The following is a 22,280-nucleotide window of genomic DNA, read 5'->3' on the forward strand; positions in this document are numbered from 1 at the left end:
AGTTGGAGGTTACGCGATGAATTGCAGGAGAATTGCTGCATTTGTTCTTCTCGGGAGCATCTTGGGCGGAGCTTATGCGTCAGCACAATCAGACCCGTCTACTTCTCTACAAGCCGCAGCATCGGCTGAGAAGATTCAGGTCATATTGAATGGCAACACCGCTCAAGAAGGGGGGGTTATGTTAGAGGGACGAGCGTATTTATCCGTACGCCAGATTTCCGATGCGCTGCTGGCATTTGTTACTTGGGATGAAGCCAACAAGAAGGTCGTCATCGAGAAACCGAATGTCGACTTGCTGTTGTTCAAAGATAACACGCCTTTCGGCAAGGTGGAGACAGGTAAGACTTCCTTTACCGCACTGGCTCAAGTGGACAGCCTCAAAACATCCGTTGACAAGATTAAACTGACCATCACCGATCCGAAAGGGAATACGACGCAAATCCAAGAAGACGAAGTCAAGACAGACGAGGATAATTTCTGGTTTCGCACTTCGGAATTCAAATATGATTTCAAAGCAAAAGGGGACTACACGATCTCGTGCTATTTGAGACAGAAGAATGGTGAATTTACGCTATTGTCTCAAAAGACGGTAGCGGCGATTTAATCTAAATCCCTTCGTTTCTCTATACATATGCAGCGGTCCCTTTCGTTGACCTTGTCCTCATAAAGTGGTACGATACGGTAGTATGACCACTACCTGAATACAAAGGAGATTCACGCATGAGCGAACATAACCATGACTGCGGATGTGGACACGACCACGATCATGACCACGAACATCAAGAAATGGTCGTTACTTTGGTAGATGACGAAGGCAACGAAATCGATATGGCTCTCGTTGAAACGTTCAATGTAGGTGAGCAACTGTACGCGTTGTTGCTTGAACGCAACAATCCGGAAGCAGACGGCATCATCGTGCGCGTAGACGAAGAAGATGAAGATATGGTGCTTAATCCGATTGAAGATGATGAAGAGTGGGAGCGCGTGCAGCAAGCATACGAAGAGCTTGTCGCTGCGCAACCGGAATAAGACTCGCCCCGTCTCCTGAGGGATTATAACAGTCAGAACCTTACAGCTCCGAGGCATCCCTCGGAGCTTATTTATATTTCGCCTGCCTAATGCCTATTCACGGCTGCTTTAGTATGTATTCGTTTGCAAATGAAGGCTATTTTCTAGGATTATAGTACATAATGCGACCGTTGAACAGCTTGAGTTCAGCTTTCCATGTCTTCGCTAAATATTTGCACAGCTCATTGCCCTTTCCTTTGTCTCCATGTGTGGCATCGTCAGGCAACACGACCTGGACAAAGTGACGGGGTGTATCTTCCTTCGTTGTCCCTACGCCAAATACAATATGTCGATACAGAGGAGACGTTCCCTTCAAATAGAACCACAGCTGTTCCTGTCCGGGCTTGGCTTCAATCGTGTAGGGAAATGCGGCATCGGCATAATCCCAACTTAACTGTTCGCCGGTCAGACTCGCTTGATGACGATAATGAAGCAACTGCTCCTTCAGCTCATCTAAAGTAGCGGACGACACGGCCGAACCGTCGACGAACGTAATCGTTGCGCTTTGACTCATTTCTTACACCTCCCATGAATCATCGGATCTCATTTATCATATCATCGCCTATAGTTCATGGCAATATTTACATGATTTTGCGTATGCGACGGATTGTAGGAAGAGGATATTTCATGATATAGTAATGAAATCAGCCCATTAAATGGTTGGTGTGCTTGGAAAAGGATAATTCAAGGAGGGGATGCGATGTTTGACCAATTGTACGAAGAAACGGAACAAGCAAACGTGAGTTTTGTCGGATGGGCTACAGAAGAAGGCCGGTATGACTTTGCACTCATTTATTCGAATCACTTTATCGGTAAAACACTTGTCGTTTGCATGCAGACAGGACGTTCAACTTTATTGTGCGCCGATGATTTGCGACCCGAGCTTCTGAAAGATAAGTTTCAATTGGGGCATCTTGAAGCAGCAGTCGAAGCGTCCCAACTGCTTCGTGCCCGCATACCTTCCCTGAAAGCGCAGGACCAGTATTAGAGGTTTTCGATTTCTCCTTTGATCACGAAGATCCCGAGAGTTAATTCAGCACGCGCTGTTAGAAATCATGACTCGTTAGTGAGATAGAAAGGCTGCTCCTTCATTGATATGCTCCCCTTACGGTAGACAGGTGAAATAATAAAACCTGTGTATGGGGAGCTTTTTTATGCCTAATAAAAAATATGATGCGTCAGAGAAACTCATTATCCTTGATGAAATCGCAAGTGGCGAAATTGGTGTTAAGGCTGCAGCCAAGAAATACGGTATCAGCAACACGACTTTGGCGAAATGGCGTCGTCGTTACAAGGTGTATGGTTATGAGGGGTTAGAAAAACGAAACCATAATCGAAGTTATAGTGCTGAGCTTAAGCTCCAAGCGGTGAAGGATTACATAGAGGGTGGATTGTCTCAATATCAGATCATCGATAAATACAAGATTGCAAGTAGAACGCAGCTTTCCAACTGGATTAAGGAGTATAATCGTCATAGCAGCTTAAAAGCTTATTCAGGAGGAGCGAAAGCGATGACGAAGGGGCGTTCGACGACTTGGCAGGAACGGATCGATATTGTGCAATACTGTCTTGCTCATCAGCATGACTACCATAAGACAGCGGACCATTTTCAGGTCTCCTACCAGCAAGTCTACCAATGGGTGAAGAAGTTTGAAGATGGCGGTCAGGATGCGTTAAAGGATGGACGGGGAAGAAAGAAAGCGCCGGAGGAATTAACAGAGGCCGATCGCCAAAAACTCGAGATGAAAAAGATGGAATATGAAAACGAGCGGCTTCGAGCGGAGAATGCATTTCTAAAAAAGTTACAGGAATTCCAAAGGAGGCGAAGCTAAGCCAATACCGTCAAGAGAATGTCTATCTTGCTATTCAAGCGCTCCAGGAAGAAGCGTTGTTCAGCGTTCAGCTTCTGTGTGAAATTGCAGGCATTTCACGTTCAAGCTATTACAAGTGGCTAAATCGCAAGCCCAGTTCCCATGAGCAGGAAAATGCAGAGCTGACGCATGTCATGATGTCCATTTATGAGAAAGTCGAGCGTACCTTTGGATACCGTCAATTAACGTTGCACATGCGCCGCCAAACGGGAAAAACGATTAACCAAAAGCGCGTGTACCGGCTGATGAAGATACAAGGAATTCAATCCGTCATCCGGAGGAAGAAAAAGAGAGATGCGAGATCCACTCCACAGCAGGTAGCTGAGAACGTGCTGAACCGCAAATTCACTGCAGATGCGCCAAATGAAAAGTGGGTTACGGATGTGACGGAATTCAAGTACGGCAATGGCCAAAAGCGTATTTAAGCGCTATTCTCGACCTTCATGATAAATCCATCGTCTCCTATGTATTCGGGTGTTCCAATAACAATCCTCTTGTATTTCAGACATTGAAACGGGCCTTGCAAGAAGCACAAGGAAGCAAGCCCATGCTTCATAGCGACCGGGGTTTCCAATATACCTCTCTGGACTTCAAGAAGCTTTTGGACGACAACAAAATGACTCATGTCCCGTGTTGGATGATGCATCGATAACGGTCCAATGGAATCTTTCTGGGGAACCCTAAAATGCGAGAAGTATTATTTACACACCTACCATACCTTTGAGGAGCTCGAAAAAGACATCCAGGCCTACATCCACTTTTACAATTACGAACGGTTACAAGCAAAACTAAACGGCCTCAGTCCGATGGAATTCAGGACCAAGGCCGCTTAATTGATTTTTATTTTTTGTACTGTCTACTTGACGGGGTGCAGTTCACTTTTGGGACAGCCTTTCGTTCTATTCATATATCGCTTTTTCCTCTTTGATGACCTTCACGAATTCAATATATCGGTCTTCAGGCCCTTTCACAGGCAGACCGATGTCGACGTGATCGCGGATGTAATCGATATTCTCCTGTGAGATGACTTCACCTGGCAGAAGAATCGGAATTCCCGGCGGATAGACGTAGATGAATTCCGCAATGATTCTGCCCGCCGATTGCTTGAATGGCACGATTTCCGTATCCGCGTAGAACGCATCGCGGGGAATGAGGGAAAGCTGCGGAATTTCCGGGATTTTCACGACGAGCTCTTTCACTTCATTTCGTTCAAAATGAAGAGCCGACAATTCACGCAAGGCCTGCAGCAATATTGCAATGGTATCATCTGTATCTCCTGGTGTAACCAAGCAAAGGATGTTATACATATCGCTTAGCTCAACTTCGAGATTGTAATGGTCGCGTAGCCAATTCTCCGTCTCATAGCCTGTAATGCCCAAATGACGCACATGTATGGTCAGCTTGGTCGGATCGTAGCTGTACGTCGCTTCTCCGCCGAGGATCTCTTCACCAAAGCAGTATAATCCCGGCATCTCGTTAATTTGTGTGCGGGCGTGTTCGGCGAGTGTAATTGCGCGTTCAGCCATGTCATGCCCATGCAGTGCCATGTTGCGACGGGACGTGTCAAGCGATGCGAGCAAAATATACGACGTCGATGTCGTTGTCAGCATGCTGAAAATCGTCTGCACCCGCTGCGGGTTAATCAGCCCATTTTTCACATTGACATTAAGCACCGAGCTTTGGGTCATGGAACCGCCCAGCTTATGCACGCTCGTCGCAGCCATATCCGCTCCGGCTTCCATTGCGGACATCGGCAGTTTTTCATGGAAATGAATAAGCACGCCGTGAGCTTCGTCAACTAGGACTGGAATCTCATGTAAATGGGCGAGCTCAACGATTTCTTTCAGGTTAGCGCAAAGACCGAAATAGGTCGGATTAATGACAAGCACCGCTTTTGTATCGGGATGCTTCTCCAGCGCACGGCGTACCGAACGGGTCGTAATGCCGTGATCGATGCCGAGATTGGCATCACGGGCAGGAGAGACGAACACCGGCTTCGCTCCGGCAAAAATAATGGCCGACATAATCGACTTATGGATATTGCGCGGGACAATAATTTTGTCTCCCGGGGAGCATACCGACATAATCATCGTCATAATCGCTCCGCTTGTGCCCTGAACGCTGAAATAAGTATAATCCGCATCGAAGGCATCGGCCGCTAAGGCTTGAGCTTCGGCGATGACGCTCGATGGCTGATGTAAATCATCTAGTGGCGCAATGTTAATCAAGTCTATGGAAAGCGCTTGATCACCAATAAAATTTCGGAATTCCTCATCGGTGCCAACGCCTTTTTTATGGCCTGGAATGTGAAATTGCACCGGATTTTTAGAGGCATGTTCCGTCAGTGCGGTAAATAGAGGCGTCCGATGATGGTTCATCGCCGTATCACAACCTTTCATGCTGGGAATAGAGCTTAGATGCGCATGTTGCGTCTCAAGCAAACAAGGTTAAGTGTAACAAAAACGCCTCGGAATGCAAGCAGTTTTTCTAACGATTTTTATACATACTTCTTGGACCATTCGTTCGAATTTTATTCATTTCCGATTCATTATCATCTGTGATAGGATGTACATAAATGGAGGGAAGTGTGATGAAAAAGAAAATGACCGTCGTCATGCTCATGCTGATGATGGTATTTATCGGGTTCGGCATTGTCATTCCGGTGCTTCCGCTAATGATTACGGATGCTGGGGCCAATGAATTTCACTTGGGGTTAATGCTGTCGCTTTATTCGCTTATCTCATTCATCGTGTCGCCAATTTGGGGGGCATGGTCTGAAAAAGTGGGTCGACGTCCGATTATTCTCATCGGTACACTCGGCTTCAGTATAAGCTATTTGTTATTCGGTTTGGCGGATGGCCAGCTGTGGCTTATGTATGTGTCGCGCATACTCGGCGGATTGTTTTCTGGTGCTGTTACGGCGGTTATTGTAGCCTATGTGGCGGATATTACGACGAACGAGCAGCGAACGAAAGGAATGGCACTCGTCGGAATGTCGATCGGTCTAGGCTTTACGTTCGGTCCGGCCTTTGGCGGGATATTAAGCGCCTATGGGCATAATACGCCATTCTTCGCAGCTTCTGCATTGACTTTGATCACATGCGTGCTCGGCTTTGGAAGATTGAAGGAGTCGTTGCCACAAGAGAAGCGGACAAGCCGTAATGAGGCATCGCCGTCACGCTGGACCGCATTTACGGGACGCATGAAATATTTATATGTGCTCTCGTTCTTCGTCACGTTCACGCTGGCTGGACTGGAATCGACGCTGTTGTACTTTGAGGCGCAGCGGATTCCTGACATTACAGCAACGCAGATCGGGTTCATGTTCTTCTTCTGCGGTCTGGCCGGAGCTCTCGTTCAAGGCGGGATCGTCAGGCGGTACATAAAGAAAGGCAGAGAGAAGAAGACGATCGCTGTCGGGCTGATTGTGTCGTCGCTAGGATTCTTCCTGCTGCTCTTGTCATCCAATATCGTAGATGCAACGATATACCTATGCGTCTTCGGAATCGGCAACGCGCTTATCCGTCCATGCGTCATTTCCTTGATTACGCAGAAGACGACGGTGAGTCAAGGCATTGCGTCGGGACTGAACTCCTCGATGGATAGCTTCGGACGGATCGCTGGTCCGATATTGGCGATAGCGGTATTCAACTGGATTCCTAGCATGCCGTATATAATCGGTGGGTTGCTGTGCCTCGTCGCTATCGGATTGCTCGTTCGCTTCTCAACACTGGATCGACCGCAATCGACGGCTAATACTTCCGCATGAACGAGGTACGCCTCTCATGAACAAACGGTGATTCTGCTGCTGTAAGAGCGGTGAATCACCGTTTTGTTTGATTAGTTAGTCTCAATCGCTCGTTTCCTGCATGGATGAAGCAATCCCGGCTTCGTGGTGAATGAGAGCTTTGTAATAGAGGTATTACACTTACGCTTCGGCGGCGAGCTTGTACAATGGCATAAGTGTTTCCATCGTTTCCCTTGCTAGAATCATGAACGCTGTGCCGTTGGCCAGTATCGGATCGCTCGCAGCAATATGACGCCCCACCAACCACTCAGCAGCTTTAACGTCCCGGAAGCGGCACAATTTGGCCTCCAGCTCTTCCGTATCCAAATCTCCGAATCGGACCGCATCCTTTTTCATATGATCCAAAGAAATAGCATAATCCTGTGGCACGGTTGTTGCGATGCGATCAATCTGTTTGAGCATGGATTGCGCAATATTTTGCTTGTTGGCAACCTCATATATAAAAGCGAGCCAAATAAAGACATGATCGTCGAACAGTCCGACCTGAAAGTGGGGCAGCGATTTGTAGCCGCGTTTGTTCGGTCCAATGGCCAACCAGGAGTCCTGCGGCGGATTCACGGTGCGGCGCGCATGCTTCGCAATATGTAAGTACATTTCTTGGCCGCTTAACACGGCGGCATCGCCGACAAGCTGCTCGCCAATGGCTCGGAATTTAGGTTGAATTCGGTCGCGTATCGCTTCCATGCGGGCATCCAAGCCATCAATAGTAAACGTTGCGAAATCAGAGGAAGTAAATCCGGTAAAAGTCATGCACATTCTTCCTTTCTCTATTTGCCGGTATCGTATATTACATTAGAATCATGACATTTGTGGAACATATTTTATTATACCACATTATAATGAGAACGTTTATCAGTTTATAATTATTATATTTTACATACAAAAAGCCTCTTTGTTAGAAATCGAGTCAATAATCCAAGTTACCGAATCATAAGATGGAGTATACGATAAGGTAAGGAGGGATTGCCGTGAATCGCAGCGACGAGGTAGAATACTGCAACTTGGAGCTACGTTTTGACCGCCGGCAAATCCAGAACCTCATCCGAGATCTTATACAAGAGGGCTATTCCTTGTACTGGAGCGAGAATGAATCGTTGTTTATTGTTTCGATCCGAACCGGACGGAAGCTGGTCAAACTGCGCTTTCAACGCATCCATCACCGCTATAAAATTGTAGGCGATTACACGATACGAGACGAGAAGCTATCCGAGTTCATGGAGAAGATGATCGGCGATTCACGCGGGCATGCGGTGGTCAAACGTTTTAAAGACAGACATATTTTTGTAGAAAATATTATGTTTGGCGAACGCATCCGTTTAGTGGAAATATGCGGTCCGGAACAGCGGGTACTGTACCAAAAACGGCCGGCCGTAACGACAGAACAGATGATGGAAACATTTATGTCTATGCGGGCCGAGGAGCGCATGGAGGTACTGCGAATGGAAGTGGATTATACATTGGCTGAACTGCATGAAGCGATTGTAGGCGAAGATTCGGTCAAGACGAAGTGCTGCAAAGAGAGGCTGAATGTCATGCGGACCGAAATGCTTCAGCTTGAATGGTAAAGCGATGACCCTTGTTTTTCACCCTCCCATCCGCCGCATGCTGGATGAAATGCTGTTTGCGAGATGGTTGCAGGGTTTTTTGCTGTGCGGTACAATAAGCGTAATGCAAACTATATAAAAATTTCAGGATAAAGGATGGAAGAACCATATGACGAAGAATCAAATTGGTGTCATTGGACTTGCGGTCATGGGCAAGAACTTGGCTCTCAATATTGAAAGCCGCGGGTTCACAGTCTCGGTATATAACCGTTCTCGCGAGAAGACGGACGCGCTTATTGAAGAAGCCCAAGGCAAGCAACTGACGGCTACATATTCCATTGAACAATTTGTGCAATCTTTAGAAGCACCGCGCAAAATGTTAATTATGGTTCAAGCCGGACAAGCTACAGATGCTACAATTGAACAATTGCTTCCGTATCTGGATGAAGGCGATATTATTATCGACGGCGGGAACGCGCATTTTCCCGATACTCGACGTCGCAGCAAATATTTAGAAGATAAAGGCATTCGTTTCATAGGGGCCGGCGTGTCTGGCGGCGAAGAGGGCGCTTTGAAAGGTCCTGCCATTATGCCTGGTGGACAAGAGAGTGCATATCGCTTGGTAGAGCCAATTCTGACAAGCATTTCCGCTAAAGTAAACGGCGATCCTTGCTGCACGTACATTGGTCCAGATGGTGCCGGCCACTACGTGAAGATGGTTCACAACGGAATTGAGTACGGCGACATGCAGCTCATTTGTGAGGCGTATCACCTGCTTACGACTGTGCTTGGCGTTAATGCCGAAGAACTGCACTCGATCTTCAGTGAATGGAACAAAGGGGAGCTGGACAGCTATCTGATTGAAATTACGGCAGACATCTTCTCCAAGTATGATAAGGAGACAGGCAAGCCGATGGTAGACGTCATTCTTGACGCAGCTGGTCAAAAAGGAACAGGAAAATGGACGAGCCAAAGCGCGCTCGACTTGGGTGTTCCATTGTCCATGATTACGGAATCCGTATTTTCCCGCTTCCTGTCCGCGCTGAAAGACGAACGCGTAGCGGCGAGCAAAGTGCTGCAAGGTCCAGCAGCGAAGCCGTTTGACGGTGATAAAGCTGCATTTATCGAGAGCATCCGCAAAGCGCTCTACGCGAGCAAGATCGTATCGTACGCGCAAGGCTTTGCTCAAATGCGTGCGGCGTCGGAAGAATCCGGCTGGAACCTGCGCTATGGCGAAATCGCGATGATTTTCCGCGGCGGCTGCATTATCCGTTCTCGTTTCTTGCAAAATATTAAGGATGCGTACGACCGTGATTCCGAATTGAAGAATCTATTGTTGGACCCATACTTTAAAAATATTGTGGAATCGTATCAAGACGCATGGCGTCAAGTTATCAGTACAGCTGTTGCATACGGCGTACCTGTTCCTGGCTTTTCGAGCGCACTGTCGTACTTCGACAGCTATCGTACCGAGCGTCTGCCGGCGAATCTGCTGCAAGCGCAGCGTGACTACTTCGGCGCGCATACGTTCAAACGTGTAGATAAAGAAGGCTCGTTCCACTTTAACTGGATGTCGGAGTAATGAACAGCAATAACGCCGAACCCTAGAGGGGCTCGGCGTTATTTTTTTCTAGTGCATCTTTATCCCACAGACCATGCACGGCTTCGGCCAAATATTGCCGAATGCGGTCAGACTCTTGACCATAGCTGCTGTTCCGAATTAACAGCAGCGATACTTCGGCGAAATAACGAAAGTTGCGGATGACTCGCTCAGGCTCAAGCTTGGACCATGCTTCATCCTGATCGGTAAGCTTCTGCTTCACTACGTTAAGCACCCACACAATATCCTCCCTGCATAAGGGATGGTTCGGGTCCATAATACGCGCCATTCGCGCTGCTGCTGCTCGCTGAGCTGCTGGAACGGGATGCGAATCCGGGGCGGGGGAGGTTGACATGCCAATTCACTCCTAAACAACCAAATCTCTACTATAGTTCATCTTTACGTTGAAAACGTTATTTTTATACATGTCAGCATTGTCGAATGAAAGAAACGTATGGTATCATATGGGAAGTTTACCGTCTGCGGACAAAGAAAGACGAGGGAGGGCCTGAATGACAACCCGACATATACTATTAATCGGCTTCATGGGAACAGGAAAATCAACAGTCGGAGAACAGCTGGCCCGGAATCTGAATTATGCATTCGTCGATTTGGATGCCGAAATTGTAAAGCAGGTGGGACGAACGATACCCGACATATTCGCGCAAGATGGGGAAGCGTTCTTTCGAGAACAAGAAAGCCGCATTCTCGCACGCTTGTTGCGTGATCGGACACGGCTTCTTGTCATCGCTACTGGCGGCGGCGTCGTGTTGGACGAAGCGAACCGCAAGCTAATGCGGGAACATGGCGCAGTCATCCAGCTTACAGCGGCAGAAGAGACCATAGTGCAACGTGTCTCACAGGACCGCAACCGTCCGCTGCTGCAAGGAGATGCTGCCAGCCGTGTACGCAAGCTGATGCTAGAGCGTCAGGGGTTGTATGATTTCGCCCATTTAATCGTTCCGACCGATCACTTGACGGTGGAGCAAATTAACGAGCGTATCGAAGCCCATCTCGTCAATGAAAAGGCATACTAGTACAGGATGCGGTTGGCTGCTTGGGGATTAATCGTTCAGTTGGGACCAAGCAAGCATACCGCCTTCCATATTGACAACGCCTTGCACGCCGATTTGCTGCAAGTACTCACACACGCGTTCACTGCGGTAGCCGCTGCGGCAAATAAAGATAATTTCGCCGTTCTGTTCGATTTCGTGCAGCCTGTCAGGAATCTGATTCATTGGAATATGTATGGCGCCGGGAATCATGCCGTGAGCAACTTCCTCATCCTCCCGCACATCAATCATATTTAACGCTTCGCCGCGTTGCAGGCGATCTTTTAATGTAAATACATCAAGTTGAACAATGGAATTCATATAATTTTTGTACATCCTTTCTATAAAATGAGAGATGAGCAACCTCTTGGATTGAAATTCAAGTTGTAATCAATAGCAGATAGTACTTATTATACTTGTAATAGTAAAGGAGTGAAAGCGTATGGACGTTATCGTTAAGCCCACACTAAAGCTGCAAGGTGAAATCCAAGCATTATCTTCTAAAAACTATACGACACGTTACTTGCTTGCAGCCGCATTGGCGGATGGAAAGAGCACCATTTACTATCCAGCCCATAGCGAGGACAGCGATGCAATGCGCCGCTGCCTGCGCGATCTGGGAGCCGTGCTTGAAGAGGATGAAGAGAAGATCGTCATTACAGGCTTCGGCAAGACGCCTGCGCTTGCGAATCTGAATCATGAGCTGAACGTCGGCAATGCTGGCGCTGTGCTGCGCTTTCTGATGGGCATTGCGGCCCTGCTTCCAGAAGTGAACTTCGTCAACACGTATCCAGATTCGCTAGGGAAGCGGCCGCATGACGATCTCATTACAGCGTTGGAACAGATGGATGTGCGTGTGGAACATCGGGAAGGAAAGCTTCCGATTACGATTCGGGGCGGGGAGCCGAAAGGCGGGCACATCAAGGTGTCTGGCAATGTCAGCTCACAATATTTAAGCGCCCTCCTGTTCCTGACACCGCTGTTGGCACAAGACAGCATCATTGAAGTAACGGATGATTTGAAGTCCAAGGTCGTCATCGGTCAGACGCTGGAAGTGCTTGCTCAAGCCGGCATTCATATCGAGGCACGCGAAGATATGATGTATTATCGCGTTCCAGGCAATCAACACTATGAAGCGAAGACATATGTCGTCCAAGGTGATTATCCAGGTTCAGCAGCCGTGCTGGCTGCGGCGTCGGTCATCCCGTCCGATATCACTGTGCGCGGGCTGACGGAAGACAGCAAGCAAGGGGAACGGGCGATCGTCGATGTGCTGCGCATGATGGGCGTACCACTTGAGCATACGGATTCCATCGTCCGCATCAAGGGCGAAGGCCGCTTACAGCCGGTTGAATTCGATGGCGATGCGGCAACCGACGCGGTGCTCGCCATGGTAGCCGCTGCCGTATTTGCAGATGGAACTTCACGTTTCTACAACGTAGAAAATTTGCGGTACAAGGAATGCGATCGCATTACTGATTATTTGACAGAGCTGCGCAAAGCCGGCGCTCAAGTCGAAGAACGGCAGGCGGAAATTATCGTTCACGGCCGTCCGGAAGGTGTAGAAGGCGGAGTGGAAATTAACGCTCATTACGATCATCGTGTTATTATGGCATTAACGGTGGTTGGCTTGCGCGCACAGCAATCTATCCGCATTAAGGATGCTCATCATGTAGCGAAGTCGTACCCTCAATATTTCGATCATCTTCAGGCGCTGGGCGCTCAAGTGGAATGGGTGGAAGCATAAAAAGCAACGTCACGGAAGGAGCGAGGAAATATGAGTTATGAGCAACCGTCACAAGAAGACATCAAGCAATTGCTGCAAAAGAGCACTAACATTGCGGTGGTCGGCTTGTCCGATGATCCGACGCGAGTCTCTTATATGGTAGCCGAAGCGATGCAGAAGAAAGGATATCGCATCATCCCGGTCAATCCGAAGGCGGGACGCATCCTGGGAGAGACATGCTATTCTACGCTTCAGGATGTGCCGGAACCAATCGACATTGTGAATGTGTTTCGCCGCAGCGAATATTGTGCTGACATTGCACGCGACGCCGTTGAAGTTAAGGCGAAGGCCATCTGGCTGCAGCAGGGCATCGTGAACGAAGAAGCTGCGCGCATTGCATCGGAGGACGGGTTGGACGTAGTTATGGACCTGTGCATCAAAGTATTGGATTCCATTTTACTGCCGCACGGCAAAGCAACTTCGTGATGCGCTAAAAGAGATAATGCCGGGAGTTCTCGCTATAATGAGGACAGAGAGCCCCGGCTTTTCGTGTGTTTTCCTTTGACAAAGGAACGATATGCCCTTACCATTCATGGTAGAAGGAGAGGATGTCCTTGAATCAGTTAGGGCTGTTGCAGCAACTCTCGCGGGCTTTGATGCAGCCGCTAATCGCATTACCCGCAGCAGCGTTAGCTGTTGCCATCGGTCACATGCTGCAGGGTACTGGGATGCACGATGCCGCTACACTGTTTGAGTTGACCGGAAAAACGATTTTTTACGTGCTTCCTTACCTTTTTGCGGCAGGGGTAGCGCTTGGGTTATCGAACAATGCGGGCGTTGCCGCCATGTCCTCGATGCTGGGGATGTTTATTTTTAAGCAGCTCCTGACCCATTGGCATGCTGCATTTGAGCCTACCATTTTGAACGGTATACTGTTCGGCGTGCTGGCAGGGATGATCCATGAGCGATTTAAAAATGTCCAGTTTCCAGAATATTTGCAATTTTTCGGCGGTCCCCGATTTGCTGTCTTGCTTACGACGCTAAGCTCCATTTTTCTCTCATGGGTGATGATTGTACTTGCGCCGTTCATGCATCAAGGGGTATCTTTTCTTGGGCAAGAAATATTGGCAATGGGCGGGTTTGGCATATTTATATACGGTGTCCTGCACCGGGTGCTGGTCGCTTTTGGACTTCACCATTTATTGAATAACGTGTATTGGTTTCAAGTCGGCTCGTTCACCGATGCTGAAGGGATGACCTTTACCGGTGATTTGCCACGTTTTTTTGCGGGAGATCCGACAGCGGGCGTGTACATGGCAGGCTTGTATCCGATTATGATGTTTGCATTGCCTGCGGTCGCCTTGGCTATTGTGCATGAATCGCGCGAGGATTTGCGGCCGAAGGTGCGCAAGACCTACTTCACGGCTGCGTTCGTATCGCTGCTGACGGGAATAACGGAACCGATTGAATTTGCTTTTTTATTTGCGGCACCGTATTTATTTATCGTGCATGCGTTATTGTCCGGGGCTGCGATGTGGTTGACCGCCGAATTGGGAATTCGACACGGCTTCTCTTTTTCGGCAGGCGCCATTGATTATGTCGTGAATTTTCACCAATCGACTAAAGCGCTTTGGATTATCCCGATAGGGGTTGCGTTTGGGTTGATTTATTATGTCATATTTCGTTTTGCGATACAGAAATTTCAAATCCCGACCCCGGGGCGTGTGGAAGTGTCGCTGCTCGATGATATGGCGAGCGACTTGCTTCATCGCGTTCCTCTTATCATTCAAGCATTGGGCGGTAAAGATAATATTGTCGATACACAGGCATGCATTACTAGGCTGCGTCTTCGAGTACAGAATGACAAGCTCGTGGATCGGCATGCGCTCCGCATGATGGGTGCAGCCGGCGTCATCCGACTTGGAGGCGGGCATTTGCAGGTCGTCTTCGGAACGTATTCCGAGCTCATCAAAGAGGAGATGGTGAAGCGTCTGCAACGTGACCCGAAGCAAGTGTGGTTTGTTGCTCCGGTGCAAGGCCGCATGATCCCTATCGAAGAAGTGCCGGATACCATCTTCGCGAAGAAGCTGGTCGGGAAAGGGGTAGCCTTTTACCCTGATAGGGGAGAACTCGTATCTCCGGTGAGAGGCTTCATCCGTCACGTGTATCCGACAATGCATGCTTTAGGTATTGAGACGCCCGAAGGGTTAGAAGTGCTGCTTCATATCGGAATTGAGACGTCATCATTGAATGGCGCCGGTTTTCAAGCGGTAGTACAGGAAGGTGATGAAGTGAAACCGGGACAGCTGCTCATTAAGTTTGATTTTAATGAAGTGAAAAAGCGCTGCAAGTCGCTTGCGACACCGATGGTCATTACGAATTCGGATAAAGTCGCCTCATGGAGCATGGCGCCCTATGCTCCAGTGAAGAAAGGCCAGACGTCTGTCATGTCTGTCGTCTTGCACGAACATGCGCTTGGAGGTGTACACCGATGACGCAAAAAGTGCAGGGAATCGGCGCATCGAACGGAATTGCAATCGGTAAGGCGTTTGTGCTGCCGTCATGGGAGTGGGATGTGCCGGAGGAGAAGATGGACCCGACCGATTTGGCGCGTGAATTCGAACGGCTATACGAAGGTATCCGCTCTTCAAGGGACGAAATCGAGTTCATCAAGAGTGAGATTCGCGAAATGGTTGGCAGTGAAGAATCGACTATCTTTGATGCACATCTGGCCATTTTGGAAGATCCCATCTTCATGAACGAAATTCAAGGCATCATTCAACGTCAATATAAAGCGGCCGAAGTGGCGGTGAAAGAAGCAATCGATCATTTTGTCACGATGTTCGATCTGCTTGATGATGAATATATGAAAGAGCGGGCGCTCGACATTAAAGACGTCGGCAATCGCCTTTTGAAGCATCTGCTCGGCGCCCCTGAGATTACGCTGCCGACGGATACGCAGCCTTATATCCTTGTGGCGAAGGAGTTGTCTCCGTCGCAGCTTGTGCATTTGAATCCAAAAAATGTGCTTGGCATCGTCATGCTGATGGGCGGGAAAACATCCCACTCTGCTATTATGGCACGTGCGTTGGGTATTCCGCTCGTACTTGGGTTGGAAGGTAAAATCGTAAAGCCGATTCAAACGGGAGATTTCATTATCGTCGACGGTGAACACGGTATCGTACATATCGAGCCGGCGGAAGATATCCTGTCCTGGTATGAGGCGCGCCGTGACTTCTATGCGCAAGAAGCCGACGAGTTGAAGAAGATCGTGTCGCTACCGGCCGTAACGAACGACGGTTACGAGATACATCTCGCCGCGAATATCAGCTCGACGAGGGAACTTGAAATCGCAGAGCAGAACGGAGCAGAAGGCGTAGGATTATTCCGTACCGAATTCATGTACATGGATCGCTCCTATCCGCCATCTGAGGCAGAACAGCTCACCGTTTATCGAGATGTCGCTGAGCATTTCAAGGATAGTTCGGTCATTATCCGCACTCTTGATATAGGCGGGGACAAACCGATGGAATACTTGGATCTGCCTGAAGAAGACAATCCATTCTTAGGCTACCGCGCTATTCGCATCTGTCTGGATCGGAGGGACTTGTTTAAGACGCAGCTGCGCGCCATATTACGCGCCAGCGCATTCGGTGAAGTGAGCGTCATGTTCCCGATGATTTCGTCCGTTGAAGAGGTGCGGGCGGCGAAGGGCATCTTAGAAGAAGCCAAGCAGGAGCTGCGTTCCGAAGCATTGCCATTCGATGAGGAGCTGCCGATTGGAATCATGGTCGAAGTTCCTGCAGCGGCTATGATTGCCGACCGGTTGGCAGAGGAAGTAGACTTCTTCAGCATTGGCACGAACGATTTAGTGCAATATACGCTTGCGGTCGACCGGATGAATGAACAGATTGCTCATATGTACGATCCGTTCCATCCTGCGGTGCTGCGTCTCGTCCGCCATACGATTGAAGCCGCGAAAAAGTGTAATATCATAGTCGGCGTATGTGGAGAGATGGCAGGCGACCCGCGTGCGGTGCCGTTGTGGATTGCGCTCGGTGTTAATAAGCTGAGCATGTCTTCGCGCTCCATCCCGCGTGTCAAAGCGGCGATTCGACGGGCATCGCAAGAGAACAGCAGAAGCGTGACCGATAAAATATATAAGGCTGGTTCCAAAGCAGAATTAGATGCACTTCTGGAGCCGCAATCATAACTAAAAAGGCATGACCCGCTATAAGGGTCATGCCTTGAGTTTGTTGAAAAACCAAAAATCAAGTGAACAGGAAACAATCATGGTGGGGGTATCCGCTTCCGTCGCTGTTGAATCCAAGTCATTGAGATGAGACTATGCGGGGATGACTCGGATTCAAAGGCGATCGCCAGGTCTCTCCAGCGCATACCCTTCACCCGTACTTGTTTCATTTTCAACCTCCGGTACTGACACCGGTTCGGCCTGTTATTATGAGTCTATTTCTCTGCCATCTTATCACAAAACGCTTTGCCGTAGGCTGCCAGATCCGGCGGTCTGCGCGCAGATACCAAGTTGCCGTCGATAACGACCTCTTGATCGAGCCACGTTGCGCCTGCATTTTCCATATCGTCCCGAATGCCGGGAGTCGACGTTACCGTACGGCCTTGCAAAATTTTAGCAGAGATAAGAACCCAGCCTGCATGACAAATCTGTCCGATCGGCTTATCAGCCTCGTTCATCTGTCTGACGATGTTCAGTGCATCCTCATAGCGGCGCAGCTTATCGGGTGCCCAGCCTCCTGGAACGAGCAGACCGTCGTAGGTGCTGGCATCGACATCTTTAAATGCGTAATTAGAAGTTGCTGGCACGCCATATTTCCCGATGTAAGTCTTACCAGGCTCGTCTCCGACCAGATGCACTTCAGCACCTTCTTCACGGGCGCGGTATATCGGATACCACAATTCTAAATCTTCAAATTCTTCATCCACAAAAGAGATGATTCGCTTTCCGCTTAAACGCATGAATGTTGTCCCTCCTTCGTATCTTGTACAGAGCAGCTTATTACCCAACTTCGCAATAAGCCGTTCCTATTTCCCAAATGATGTGTATTGAGTCTTTCCGATATATGACCTACGATGGTTTCAATAGGTTGCATTGCTCGTGTAAGGGTTGTTCGTTCTACTTTCTATTTAACCATAATGTCATGAAAATTAACATGTTTATTTAAAAGCGATCAGAATAATGTGATTTATATCATTGTTGAAAATGTTTTGTTGTTCCAGTTGGTTTCTAGTTGTGTAAAAAAATACATCTTTTTGCATAGAAGGAGAATGAAGGACAAAGTCGAAATATACGTTAACCATAACGTGTAATAGGCTATAGCATTAGGGTTCGAACTTCATTAACATCATCAAAAACATGAAAAATTAGGGGTGGACCGTATGTATAAACGTTGTACCTGTGGTCATTATATGGATTTAACGCTACGAACCGTTGTACACGCGCGTTCGGTGCATATTCACCGTGTTCCTGTATTTACTTGTACGAGTTGTGAACGTTCTGAACTGCTGTCGCTCGTTAAGAAAGAGATTGCAGAACTCATTCGAAATCGTATGAGCCTAATCGCTGCCAACTCGCATATCACCCAGAACGGACCGCTCGTGGTGTCATTTGATGAAGTTCATGAATTATCCAGCGTCCTGGCAGAATGTGTGGAAGAAGACGGTTGCGACGATATGGTGCCGGTGTTCGAACGCCGAATGGATGAACGCGTCAACCAACTGCTTGATCTGTATCTGATCGCGAAGACATGCAACGATACGATCTGGATGATGGACCTTCAGCGCAGATTAAAACAAGTTACATGTTTTAGTTTACAGCCATATAGGGTTAAAATAAGTTAAGAGGTTCCATAGATATCAGTTTGAATACAGATTGGCTGTTTTCAAGTAAGCGGATAAATTGTTAGCAGGAGGAGGTAAGCATGAAAGCTGTCAGTTCCTTGGAACATTTGCAGGAAGCCATCGATTTGTCTTCACAGCAAATCGTAGTCTTATTCAAGCACAGCACGCGCTGTCCGATAAGCGCGCAGGCGGATGAAGAAATGGCGAAGGTGGAGGAGGACTATGGAAATAAGGGCGTAGGGTTCGGGCGTATACTCGTCGTGGAGAACCGTGATGTGTCCCTAGCTTGTGCAGAGAAGCTCGGCATCAAGCATGAGTCCCCTCAAGTGCTTGTACTAAAGAATGGCGAAGTCGCTTGGCACGATTCACATAATGCGATCCGATACGACAAGTTGGAGTCTGTTTTGACAATGTAAAGGTAAGTTATGGTAAATCAAGGCGGTTTTGGCCGTGACATTGCGAATTTTCTGAAAATATCGTATCATTGAATGTAATATGTATGTTCGCATTAAATTTTCGGTAATTGGAGAGAAGGATCGTGACGGTAACTATTTATGATGTAGCGAGAGAAGCGGGCGTCTCAATGGCCACCGTTTCCCGGGTTGTGAACAACAATCCGAACGTGAAGCCGCAAACGCGTAAAAAAGTGTACGAAGCGATTGAACGTTTAGGTTATCGCCCGAATGCGGTCGCACGCGGACTTGCGAGCAAGAAGACGACGACCGTTGGGGTCGTCATTCCTGATATTTCCAATTCCATCTTTGCTGAAGTCGCGCGCGGTATTGAAGATATTGCGAATATGTATCATTACAATATCATTTTGTGCAACGCGGATAAGAAGAAGGATAAGGAAATACGTGTTATCAATACGCTCTTGGAGAAACAAGTGGACGGGCTCTTATTTATGGGCGGCGTTGTCACGGAAGACCACATTCAGGCCTTCCGCACCGCATCCGTGCCAATTGTGCTTTGTGCAACGACAGATGAGAATGGTATTATTCCGTCAGTCGATATCGATCATGAGGCGGCGGCTTTTGACGCGGTGAATACACTTATTCGCCATGGCCATCGTGATATTGCGATGATTAGCGGCACGCTTCAAGATCCGGCCAACGGATTTGCCCGGTTCCAAGGGTACAAGAAAGCACTGGAAGGTGCAGGAATTGAGTATAAGGAAGACTTGGTTCGAATCGGTAACTATCGTTATGAATCCGGTGTCGAAGCGATGAAGTATTTCCTTGGCTTGAAGAAGCGCCCGACTGCCATTTTTGCGGCAACAGATGAGATGGCTATCGGTGCAATCCACTGTATTCAAGATGCCAACCTGAAGGTGCCGGATGATTTCTCCGTCATTAGTGTCGATAATATTCGTATGGCCTCCATGGTACGTCCGCAACTGACTACAGTTGCACAGCCAATGTATGATATTGGTGCCGTAGCCATGCGTTTATTAACGAAGTTGATGAAGAAAGAGAATGTAGACAATTCACGCGTCATCTTGCCGCACGAGACGATTCTTCGTCTGTCGGTAAGCCAAGTGAACGAATAGCACACTGCCTAGTTGCAGGACAGAAGCCCCAGGACGATGGGGCTTTTTGTGTGAGCATGTATTTATCGAGACATAAGAGGAGGAATGGGTATGGCAATGGAAGCTGCGATTGGCATTATCGGCGCCATGGACGAAGAAATTGAATTGCTGCTGAAAGCCGCGCAACCGATTGAGGAAATTCAAGTGGCAGGGCTGCGTTATTTTCAAGGCAGTCTATTTGGCAAGCGCGTCGTCATTTGCAAGTCCGGAGTAGGGAAGGTTAATGCAGCCATTACGACACAAGTTCTCATCGACCGCTTTCACACGAAGACGGTGCTGTTCACCGGAGTAGCCGGTGCGGTTCATCCAGAGCTGAACATCGGGGATATCGTCATTTCAACGGCGTGCATGCATCATGATATGGATGTGACGGCGCTGGGGTTTGCGCCAGGTGTCATACCGTTCCAGGAGACGTCGCAATTTGCGGCTGACCCGAAGCTGATGCAGTTGGCTGAACGCGTATGTGAGGAGCATTTCCCAGGCCGCTACCGGACGGGCTTGATTTTGTCGGGCGATCAATTTATCGCGAGCCGGGATAAGGTGCGGGAGCTGTACGAGACGTTCGAAGGTGCCGCGTGCACGGAAATGGAAGGCGCGGCTGTAGCGCAAGCATGCTTTATTAACCAAGTTCCGTTTGTCGTCATTCGCTCTATGTCAGATAAAGCAGACGGCTCAGCGCATGTGAATTTTGCAGAATTTACGGTTGAGGCTTCTGAGCATTCTTATCGAATTGTGGAAAGCATGGTCAAGGAAATCGTCGTGTAACACGAGCAATTGAACTTTACAACTAGCAGGCCGTTGATATTGCGCATCTCATAGCCTTCCTCGTAGAGAAGGATGGAGCAAGCGTATGTCAACGGCCTATTTCAATCCCGCCGGTAGTTGAAGGACTTCATTCTCGAGTCAGTTCTAGCGCACATATTCCAGCGCCAGATTCTTCACATGAGCATTGCGCTCCTCAATGAAGTTCCGTCTAGGCATTGGGACCCAGCTCTCGACGTCATCAAGCCATGTCCCCGGCAAGGGCACAGGAGATTTCTGTGACCAATGGGTGACCCACGGGACAGGCAATTGGTGCAGTGGTTCATTCTCTAACAGCAGCCGCAGCGGGTCTTCGTTCATTTCTAACCAGAGCAGGCTCCATGCGCGCGGAACGACTTGCCATATTTCGTAGCCGCCGCCGCCAAGAGCGACCCATCTTCCGTCACAATGCTCGTGCGCCAGCTGATGGATGAGTCGCGGCATCTCCGCGTAAATCCGCATGCTGCAGTGCATGTGTGACAGCGGATCCAGCGCATGCGCGTCGCAGCCGTGCTGACTGACGATCATATCGGGCTTGAACGAGCGGGCAACCTGTTGAATGGTCTCCCTGAAGCATTGCAGCCACGATTCGTCCTCTGTATACGGTTCCAACGGAACATTGACGCAGGCGCCGAATCCCTCTCCCGCCCCGCGCTCATGCACGAAGCCGGTCCCGGGAAATAAATATTTTCCCGTTTCGTGAATAGAGTAAGTAAAGACATCCGGGTCCGTATAGAACGACCATTGCACACCGTCTCCATGGTGAGCATCCGTATCGATATATAGGATGCGCGCGCCGTAATGCTTGCGCAGCCAGGCTATGGCAACGGAGGCGTCGTTGTAGACGCAGAAACCTGCGCCTTTCTCCCCAAACGCATGGTGAAGCCCTCCGCCCAAATGAAGGGCGTGTGCGGCTTGTCCCGACATAACTGCATCACATGCCGCGATAGAACCTCCTACAATGGCGCAAGCGGCGTCATGCATTCCGGGGAAGTAGGGGGTATCTTCTGTATGCAGACCGTATTTATCTGCCCGTGACGTCCACTCCAGATGGGGACGAGGGTCACTGAGCCGCCTCACCGTTTCAATATAATCATCACGGTGAATTAATCCCAGCCATCGCTCCCACTCAGCAAGGGTTCCCTTGGGCCGGATAATTTGCGCTTCGTGCAAAGCTCCGGCATGATAGAGAAGGTCGTTCGTCATCACGACCCGCTGCTGATCGAATGGATGATCGGCGTGAAAGCGATAGCGGAGGGAATCATTGTGCATGAAGTATAGAGCATTTCCTGACATCTGATATCCATCCCTCTCATACAAACTAATAGAGGCAGTTCTAAGCGCAAAA

The 22,280-nt window shown here is 48.8% G+C and carries 26 protein-coding genes; 19 read left to right on the top strand and 7 right to left on the bottom strand.

From position 1 onward, the window contains the following. Nucleotides 1–16: 16 nt before the first annotated feature. Together M3650_RS00350 and M3650_RS00355 are read left to right on the top strand one after the other, a co-directional pair. A complete protein-coding gene (locus M3650_RS00350; protein ID WP_251571500.1) occupies nt 17–604 on the top strand; it encodes a stalk domain-containing protein in 588 nt (195 codons plus the stop codon). A gap of 116 nt (nt 605–720) precedes the next feature. After that, nucleotides 721–1,029 carry a DUF1292 domain-containing protein gene (locus M3650_RS00355; RefSeq protein WP_019419190.1) on the top strand — a complete coding sequence of 103 codons (309 nt, stop codon included), beginning with the start codon at nt 721–723 and terminating at the stop codon, nt 1,027–1,029. 136 nt (nt 1,030–1,165) lie between these two features. Here the strand turns inward: M3650_RS00355 and M3650_RS00360 are convergent, their stop codons facing one another. Beyond that, a complete protein-coding gene (locus M3650_RS00360; protein WP_251571502.1) occupies nt 1,166–1,582 on the bottom strand; it encodes a DUF1885 family protein in 417 nt (138 codons plus the stop codon). 186 nt (nt 1,583–1,768) lie between these two features. On the opposite strand from M3650_RS00360, the gene M3650_RS00365 reads away from it, so the two are divergent. The 5 genes from M3650_RS00365 (at nt 1,769) to M3650_RS32455 (ending at nt 3,772) form a co-directional block, all read left to right on the top strand. Continuing rightward, complete coding sequence (locus M3650_RS00365; protein WP_019419192.1) at nt 1,769–2,056, top strand: DUF3055 domain-containing protein; 288 nt, start codon at nt 1,769–1,771, stop codon at nt 2,054–2,056. Between the two features lie 166 nt (nt 2,057–2,222). Next, complete coding sequence (locus tag M3650_RS00370; RefSeq protein WP_251571504.1) at nt 2,223–2,900, top strand: transposase; 678 nt, start codon at nt 2,223–2,225, stop codon at nt 2,898–2,900. Between the two features lie 56 nt (nt 2,901–2,956). Continuing rightward, a complete protein-coding gene (locus M3650_RS00375; protein WP_251571507.1) occupies nt 2,957–3,364 on the top strand; it encodes an IS3 family transposase in 408 nt (135 codons plus the stop codon). Continuing rightward, nucleotides 3,310–3,591, top strand: coding sequence for a DDE-type integrase/transposase/recombinase (locus tag M3650_RS32450; protein WP_369011075.1), 282 nt, complete (start codon nt 3,310–3,312; stop codon nt 3,589–3,591). Before M3650_RS00375 ends, M3650_RS32450 begins: the two co-directional genes overlap by 55 nt. A 7-nt stretch (nt 3,592–3,598) precedes the next feature. Next, complete coding sequence (locus M3650_RS32455) at nt 3,599–3,772, top strand: IS3 family transposase (protein WP_483311714.1); 174 nt, start codon at nt 3,599–3,601, stop codon at nt 3,770–3,772. 66 nt (nt 3,773–3,838) lie between these two features. Here the strand turns inward: M3650_RS32455 and M3650_RS00380 are convergent, their stop codons facing one another. Beyond that, nucleotides 3,839–5,317 carry an aminotransferase class I/II-fold pyridoxal phosphate-dependent enzyme gene (locus M3650_RS00380; RefSeq protein ID WP_019419193.1) on the bottom strand — a complete coding sequence of 493 codons (1,479 nt, stop codon included), beginning with the start codon at nt 5,315–5,317 and terminating at the stop codon, nt 3,839–3,841. A gap of 212 nt (nt 5,318–5,529) precedes the next feature. On the opposite strand from M3650_RS00380, the gene M3650_RS00385 reads away from it, so the two are divergent. Further along, nucleotides 5,530–6,708 carry an MFS transporter gene (locus M3650_RS00385; RefSeq protein WP_251571509.1) on the top strand — a complete coding sequence of 393 codons (1,179 nt, stop codon included), beginning with the start codon at nt 5,530–5,532 and terminating at the stop codon, nt 6,706–6,708. 159 nt (nt 6,709–6,867) lie between these two features. On the opposite strand, the gene M3650_RS00390 is transcribed toward M3650_RS00385, so the two are convergent. Beyond that, nucleotides 6,868–7,497, bottom strand: coding sequence for a YktB family protein (locus M3650_RS00390; protein WP_251571511.1), 630 nt, complete (start codon nt 7,495–7,497; stop codon nt 6,868–6,870). A 218-nt stretch (nt 7,498–7,715) separates the two neighbouring features. On the opposite strand from M3650_RS00390, the gene M3650_RS00395 reads away from it, so the two are divergent. Next, nucleotides 7,716–8,312 (top strand): hypothetical protein, encoded by a 597-nt coding sequence (locus M3650_RS00395; RefSeq protein WP_019419196.1) that lies wholly within the window; start codon nt 7,716–7,718, stop codon nt 8,310–8,312. A 148-nt stretch (nt 8,313–8,460) separates the two neighbouring features. Then, on the top strand, nt 8,461–9,873 hold the full coding sequence (gene gndA / locus M3650_RS00400; RefSeq protein WP_251571513.1) for an NADP-dependent phosphogluconate dehydrogenase: 1,413 nt from the start codon (nt 8,461–8,463) through the stop codon (nt 9,871–9,873). A 22-nt stretch (nt 9,874–9,895) separates the two neighbouring features. On the opposite strand, the gene M3650_RS00405 is transcribed toward gndA, so the two are convergent. Beyond that, nucleotides 9,896–10,246 (bottom strand): methyltransferase, encoded by a 351-nt coding sequence (locus M3650_RS00405; RefSeq protein WP_233695362.1) that lies wholly within the window; start codon nt 10,244–10,246, stop codon nt 9,896–9,898. A gap of 157 nt (nt 10,247–10,403) precedes the next feature. Here M3650_RS00405 and M3650_RS00410 point away from each other — a divergent pair, with 157 nt between their 5' ends. Continuing rightward, nucleotides 10,404–10,928, top strand: coding sequence for a shikimate kinase (locus M3650_RS00410; protein ID WP_233695363.1), 525 nt, complete (start codon nt 10,404–10,406; stop codon nt 10,926–10,928). A 27-nt stretch (nt 10,929–10,955) separates the two neighbouring features. On the opposite strand, the gene M3650_RS00415 is transcribed toward M3650_RS00410, so the two are convergent. Further along, nucleotides 10,956–11,264 carry a rhodanese-like domain-containing protein gene (locus M3650_RS00415; protein ID WP_251571514.1) on the bottom strand — a complete coding sequence of 103 codons (309 nt, stop codon included), beginning with the start codon at nt 11,262–11,264 and terminating at the stop codon, nt 10,956–10,958. Nucleotides 11,265–11,385: 121 nt separating this feature from the next. On the opposite strand from M3650_RS00415, the gene aroA reads away from it, so the two are divergent. The 4 genes from aroA to ptsP all read left to right on the top strand — a co-directional run bounded on the left by aroA (nt 11,386) and on the right by ptsP (nt 16,882). Continuing rightward, on the top strand, nt 11,386–12,690 hold the full coding sequence (gene aroA / locus M3650_RS00420) for a 3-phosphoshikimate 1-carboxyvinyltransferase (protein WP_019419201.1): 1,305 nt from the start codon (nt 11,386–11,388) through the stop codon (nt 12,688–12,690). A gap of 30 nt (nt 12,691–12,720) precedes the next feature. Further along, a complete protein-coding gene (locus M3650_RS00425) occupies nt 12,721–13,155 on the top strand; it encodes a CoA-binding protein (RefSeq protein WP_251571517.1) in 435 nt (144 codons plus the stop codon). Nucleotides 13,156–13,277: 122 nt separating this feature from the next. Next, nucleotides 13,278–15,164 carry a glucose PTS transporter subunit IIA gene (locus tag M3650_RS00430; RefSeq protein ID WP_251571519.1) on the top strand — a complete coding sequence of 629 codons (1,887 nt, stop codon included), beginning with the start codon at nt 13,278–13,280 and terminating at the stop codon, nt 15,162–15,164. Further along, the gene (gene ptsP, locus M3650_RS00435; protein WP_251571521.1) at nt 15,161–16,882 is read left to right on the top strand and encodes a phosphoenolpyruvate--protein phosphotransferase; all 1,722 of its coding nucleotides are present in this window, start codon (nt 15,161–15,163) and stop codon (nt 16,880–16,882) included. The genes M3650_RS00430 and ptsP overlap by 4 nt, the downstream gene beginning before the upstream one ends. 254 nt (nt 16,883–17,136) lie before the next feature. On the opposite strand, the gene M3650_RS00440 is transcribed toward ptsP, so the two are convergent. Next, nucleotides 17,137–17,661, bottom strand: coding sequence for a type 1 glutamine amidotransferase domain-containing protein (locus tag M3650_RS00440; RefSeq protein WP_019424821.1), 525 nt, complete (start codon nt 17,659–17,661; stop codon nt 17,137–17,139). A gap of 450 nt (nt 17,662–18,111) precedes the next feature. Here M3650_RS00440 and M3650_RS00445 point away from each other — a divergent pair, with 450 nt between their 5' ends. The 4 genes from M3650_RS00445 (at nt 18,112) to M3650_RS00460 (ending at nt 20,896) form a co-directional block, all read left to right on the top strand. Next, nucleotides 18,112–18,543, top strand: coding sequence for a hypothetical protein (locus M3650_RS00445; protein WP_251571522.1), 432 nt, complete (start codon nt 18,112–18,114; stop codon nt 18,541–18,543). Between the two features lie 80 nt (nt 18,544–18,623). Then, a complete protein-coding gene (gene ytxJ, locus M3650_RS00450; RefSeq protein ID WP_251571524.1) occupies nt 18,624–18,959 on the top strand; it encodes a bacillithiol system redox-active protein YtxJ in 336 nt (111 codons plus the stop codon). A gap of 122 nt (nt 18,960–19,081) precedes the next feature. Next, nucleotides 19,082–20,092 (top strand): catabolite control protein A, encoded by a 1,011-nt coding sequence (ccpA, locus tag M3650_RS00455; protein ID WP_019424824.1) that lies wholly within the window; start codon nt 19,082–19,084, stop codon nt 20,090–20,092. A 96-nt stretch (nt 20,093–20,188) separates the two neighbouring features. Further along, nucleotides 20,189–20,896: a 5'-methylthioadenosine/adenosylhomocysteine nucleosidase gene (locus M3650_RS00460; protein WP_483311719.1), complete on the top strand. Its 708-nt coding sequence runs from the start codon at nt 20,189–20,191 to the stop codon at nt 20,894–20,896. Between the two features lie 144 nt (nt 20,897–21,040). On the opposite strand, the gene M3650_RS00465 is transcribed toward M3650_RS00460, so the two are convergent. Then, nucleotides 21,041–22,228: an acetoin utilization protein AcuC gene (locus M3650_RS00465; protein WP_251571528.1), complete on the bottom strand. Its 1,188-nt coding sequence runs from the start codon at nt 22,226–22,228 to the stop codon at nt 21,041–21,043. Nucleotides 22,229–22,280: the final 52 nt, after the last annotated feature.

Source organism: Paenibacillus sp. MER TA 81-3, from assembly GCF_023713585.1.
GTDB lineage: Bacteria > Bacillota > Bacilli > Paenibacillales > Paenibacillaceae > Paenibacillus_B > Paenibacillus_B profundus.

Coding starts and splice junctions, on each gene's coding strand:
- M3650_RS00350 (WP_251571500.1), top strand. CDS start 17: ATGAATTGCAGGAGAATTGCTGCATTTGTTCTTCTCGGGAGCATCTTG.
- M3650_RS00355 (WP_019419190.1), top strand. CDS start 721: ATGAGCGAACATAACCATGACTGCGGATGTGGACACGACCACGATCAT.
- M3650_RS00360 (WP_251571502.1), bottom strand. CDS start 1,582: ATGAGTCAAAGCGCAACGATTACGTTCGTCGACGGTTCGGCCGTGTCG.
- M3650_RS00365 (WP_019419192.1), top strand. CDS start 1,769: ATGTTTGACCAATTGTACGAAGAAACGGAACAAGCAAACGTGAGTTTT.
- M3650_RS00370 (WP_251571504.1), top strand. CDS start 2,223: ATGCCTAATAAAAAATATGATGCGTCAGAGAAACTCATTATCCTTGAT.
- M3650_RS32455 (WP_483311714.1), top strand. CDS start 3,599: ATGGAATCTTTCTGGGGAACCCTAAAATGCGAGAAGTATTATTTACAC.
- M3650_RS00380 (WP_019419193.1), bottom strand. CDS start 5,317: ATGAACCATCATCGGACGCCTCTATTTACCGCACTGACGGAACATGCC.
- M3650_RS00385 (WP_251571509.1), top strand. CDS start 5,530: ATGAAAAAGAAAATGACCGTCGTCATGCTCATGCTGATGATGGTATTT.
- M3650_RS00390 (WP_251571511.1), bottom strand. CDS start 7,497: ATGACTTTTACCGGATTTACTTCCTCTGATTTCGCAACGTTTACTATT.
- gndA (WP_251571513.1), top strand. CDS start 8,461: ATGACGAAGAATCAAATTGGTGTCATTGGACTTGCGGTCATGGGCAAG.
- M3650_RS00405 (WP_233695362.1), bottom strand. CDS start 10,246: ATGTCAACCTCCCCCGCCCCGGATTCGCATCCCGTTCCAGCAGCTCAG.
- M3650_RS00410 (WP_233695363.1), top strand. CDS start 10,404: ATGACAACCCGACATATACTATTAATCGGCTTCATGGGAACAGGAAAA.
- M3650_RS00415 (WP_251571514.1), bottom strand. CDS start 11,264: ATGAATTCCATTGTTCAACTTGATGTATTTACATTAAAAGATCGCCTG.
- aroA (WP_019419201.1), top strand. CDS start 11,386: ATGGACGTTATCGTTAAGCCCACACTAAAGCTGCAAGGTGAAATCCAA.
- M3650_RS00425 (WP_251571517.1), top strand. CDS start 12,721: ATGAGTTATGAGCAACCGTCACAAGAAGACATCAAGCAATTGCTGCAA.
- M3650_RS00430 (WP_251571519.1), top strand. CDS start 13,278: ATGTCCTTGAATCAGTTAGGGCTGTTGCAGCAACTCTCGCGGGCTTTG.
- ptsP (WP_251571521.1), top strand. CDS start 15,161: ATGACGCAAAAAGTGCAGGGAATCGGCGCATCGAACGGAATTGCAATC.
- M3650_RS00440 (WP_019424821.1), bottom strand. CDS start 17,661: ATGCGTTTAAGCGGAAAGCGAATCATCTCTTTTGTGGATGAAGAATTT.
- M3650_RS00445 (WP_251571522.1), top strand. CDS start 18,112: ATGGATTTAACGCTACGAACCGTTGTACACGCGCGTTCGGTGCATATT.
- ytxJ (WP_251571524.1), top strand. CDS start 18,624: ATGAAAGCTGTCAGTTCCTTGGAACATTTGCAGGAAGCCATCGATTTG.
- M3650_RS00460 (WP_483311719.1), top strand. CDS start 20,189: ATGGAAGCTGCGATTGGCATTATCGGCGCCATGGACGAAGAAATTGAA.
- M3650_RS00465 (WP_251571528.1), bottom strand. CDS start 22,228: ATGTCAGGAAATGCTCTATACTTCATGCACAATGATTCCCTCCGCTAT.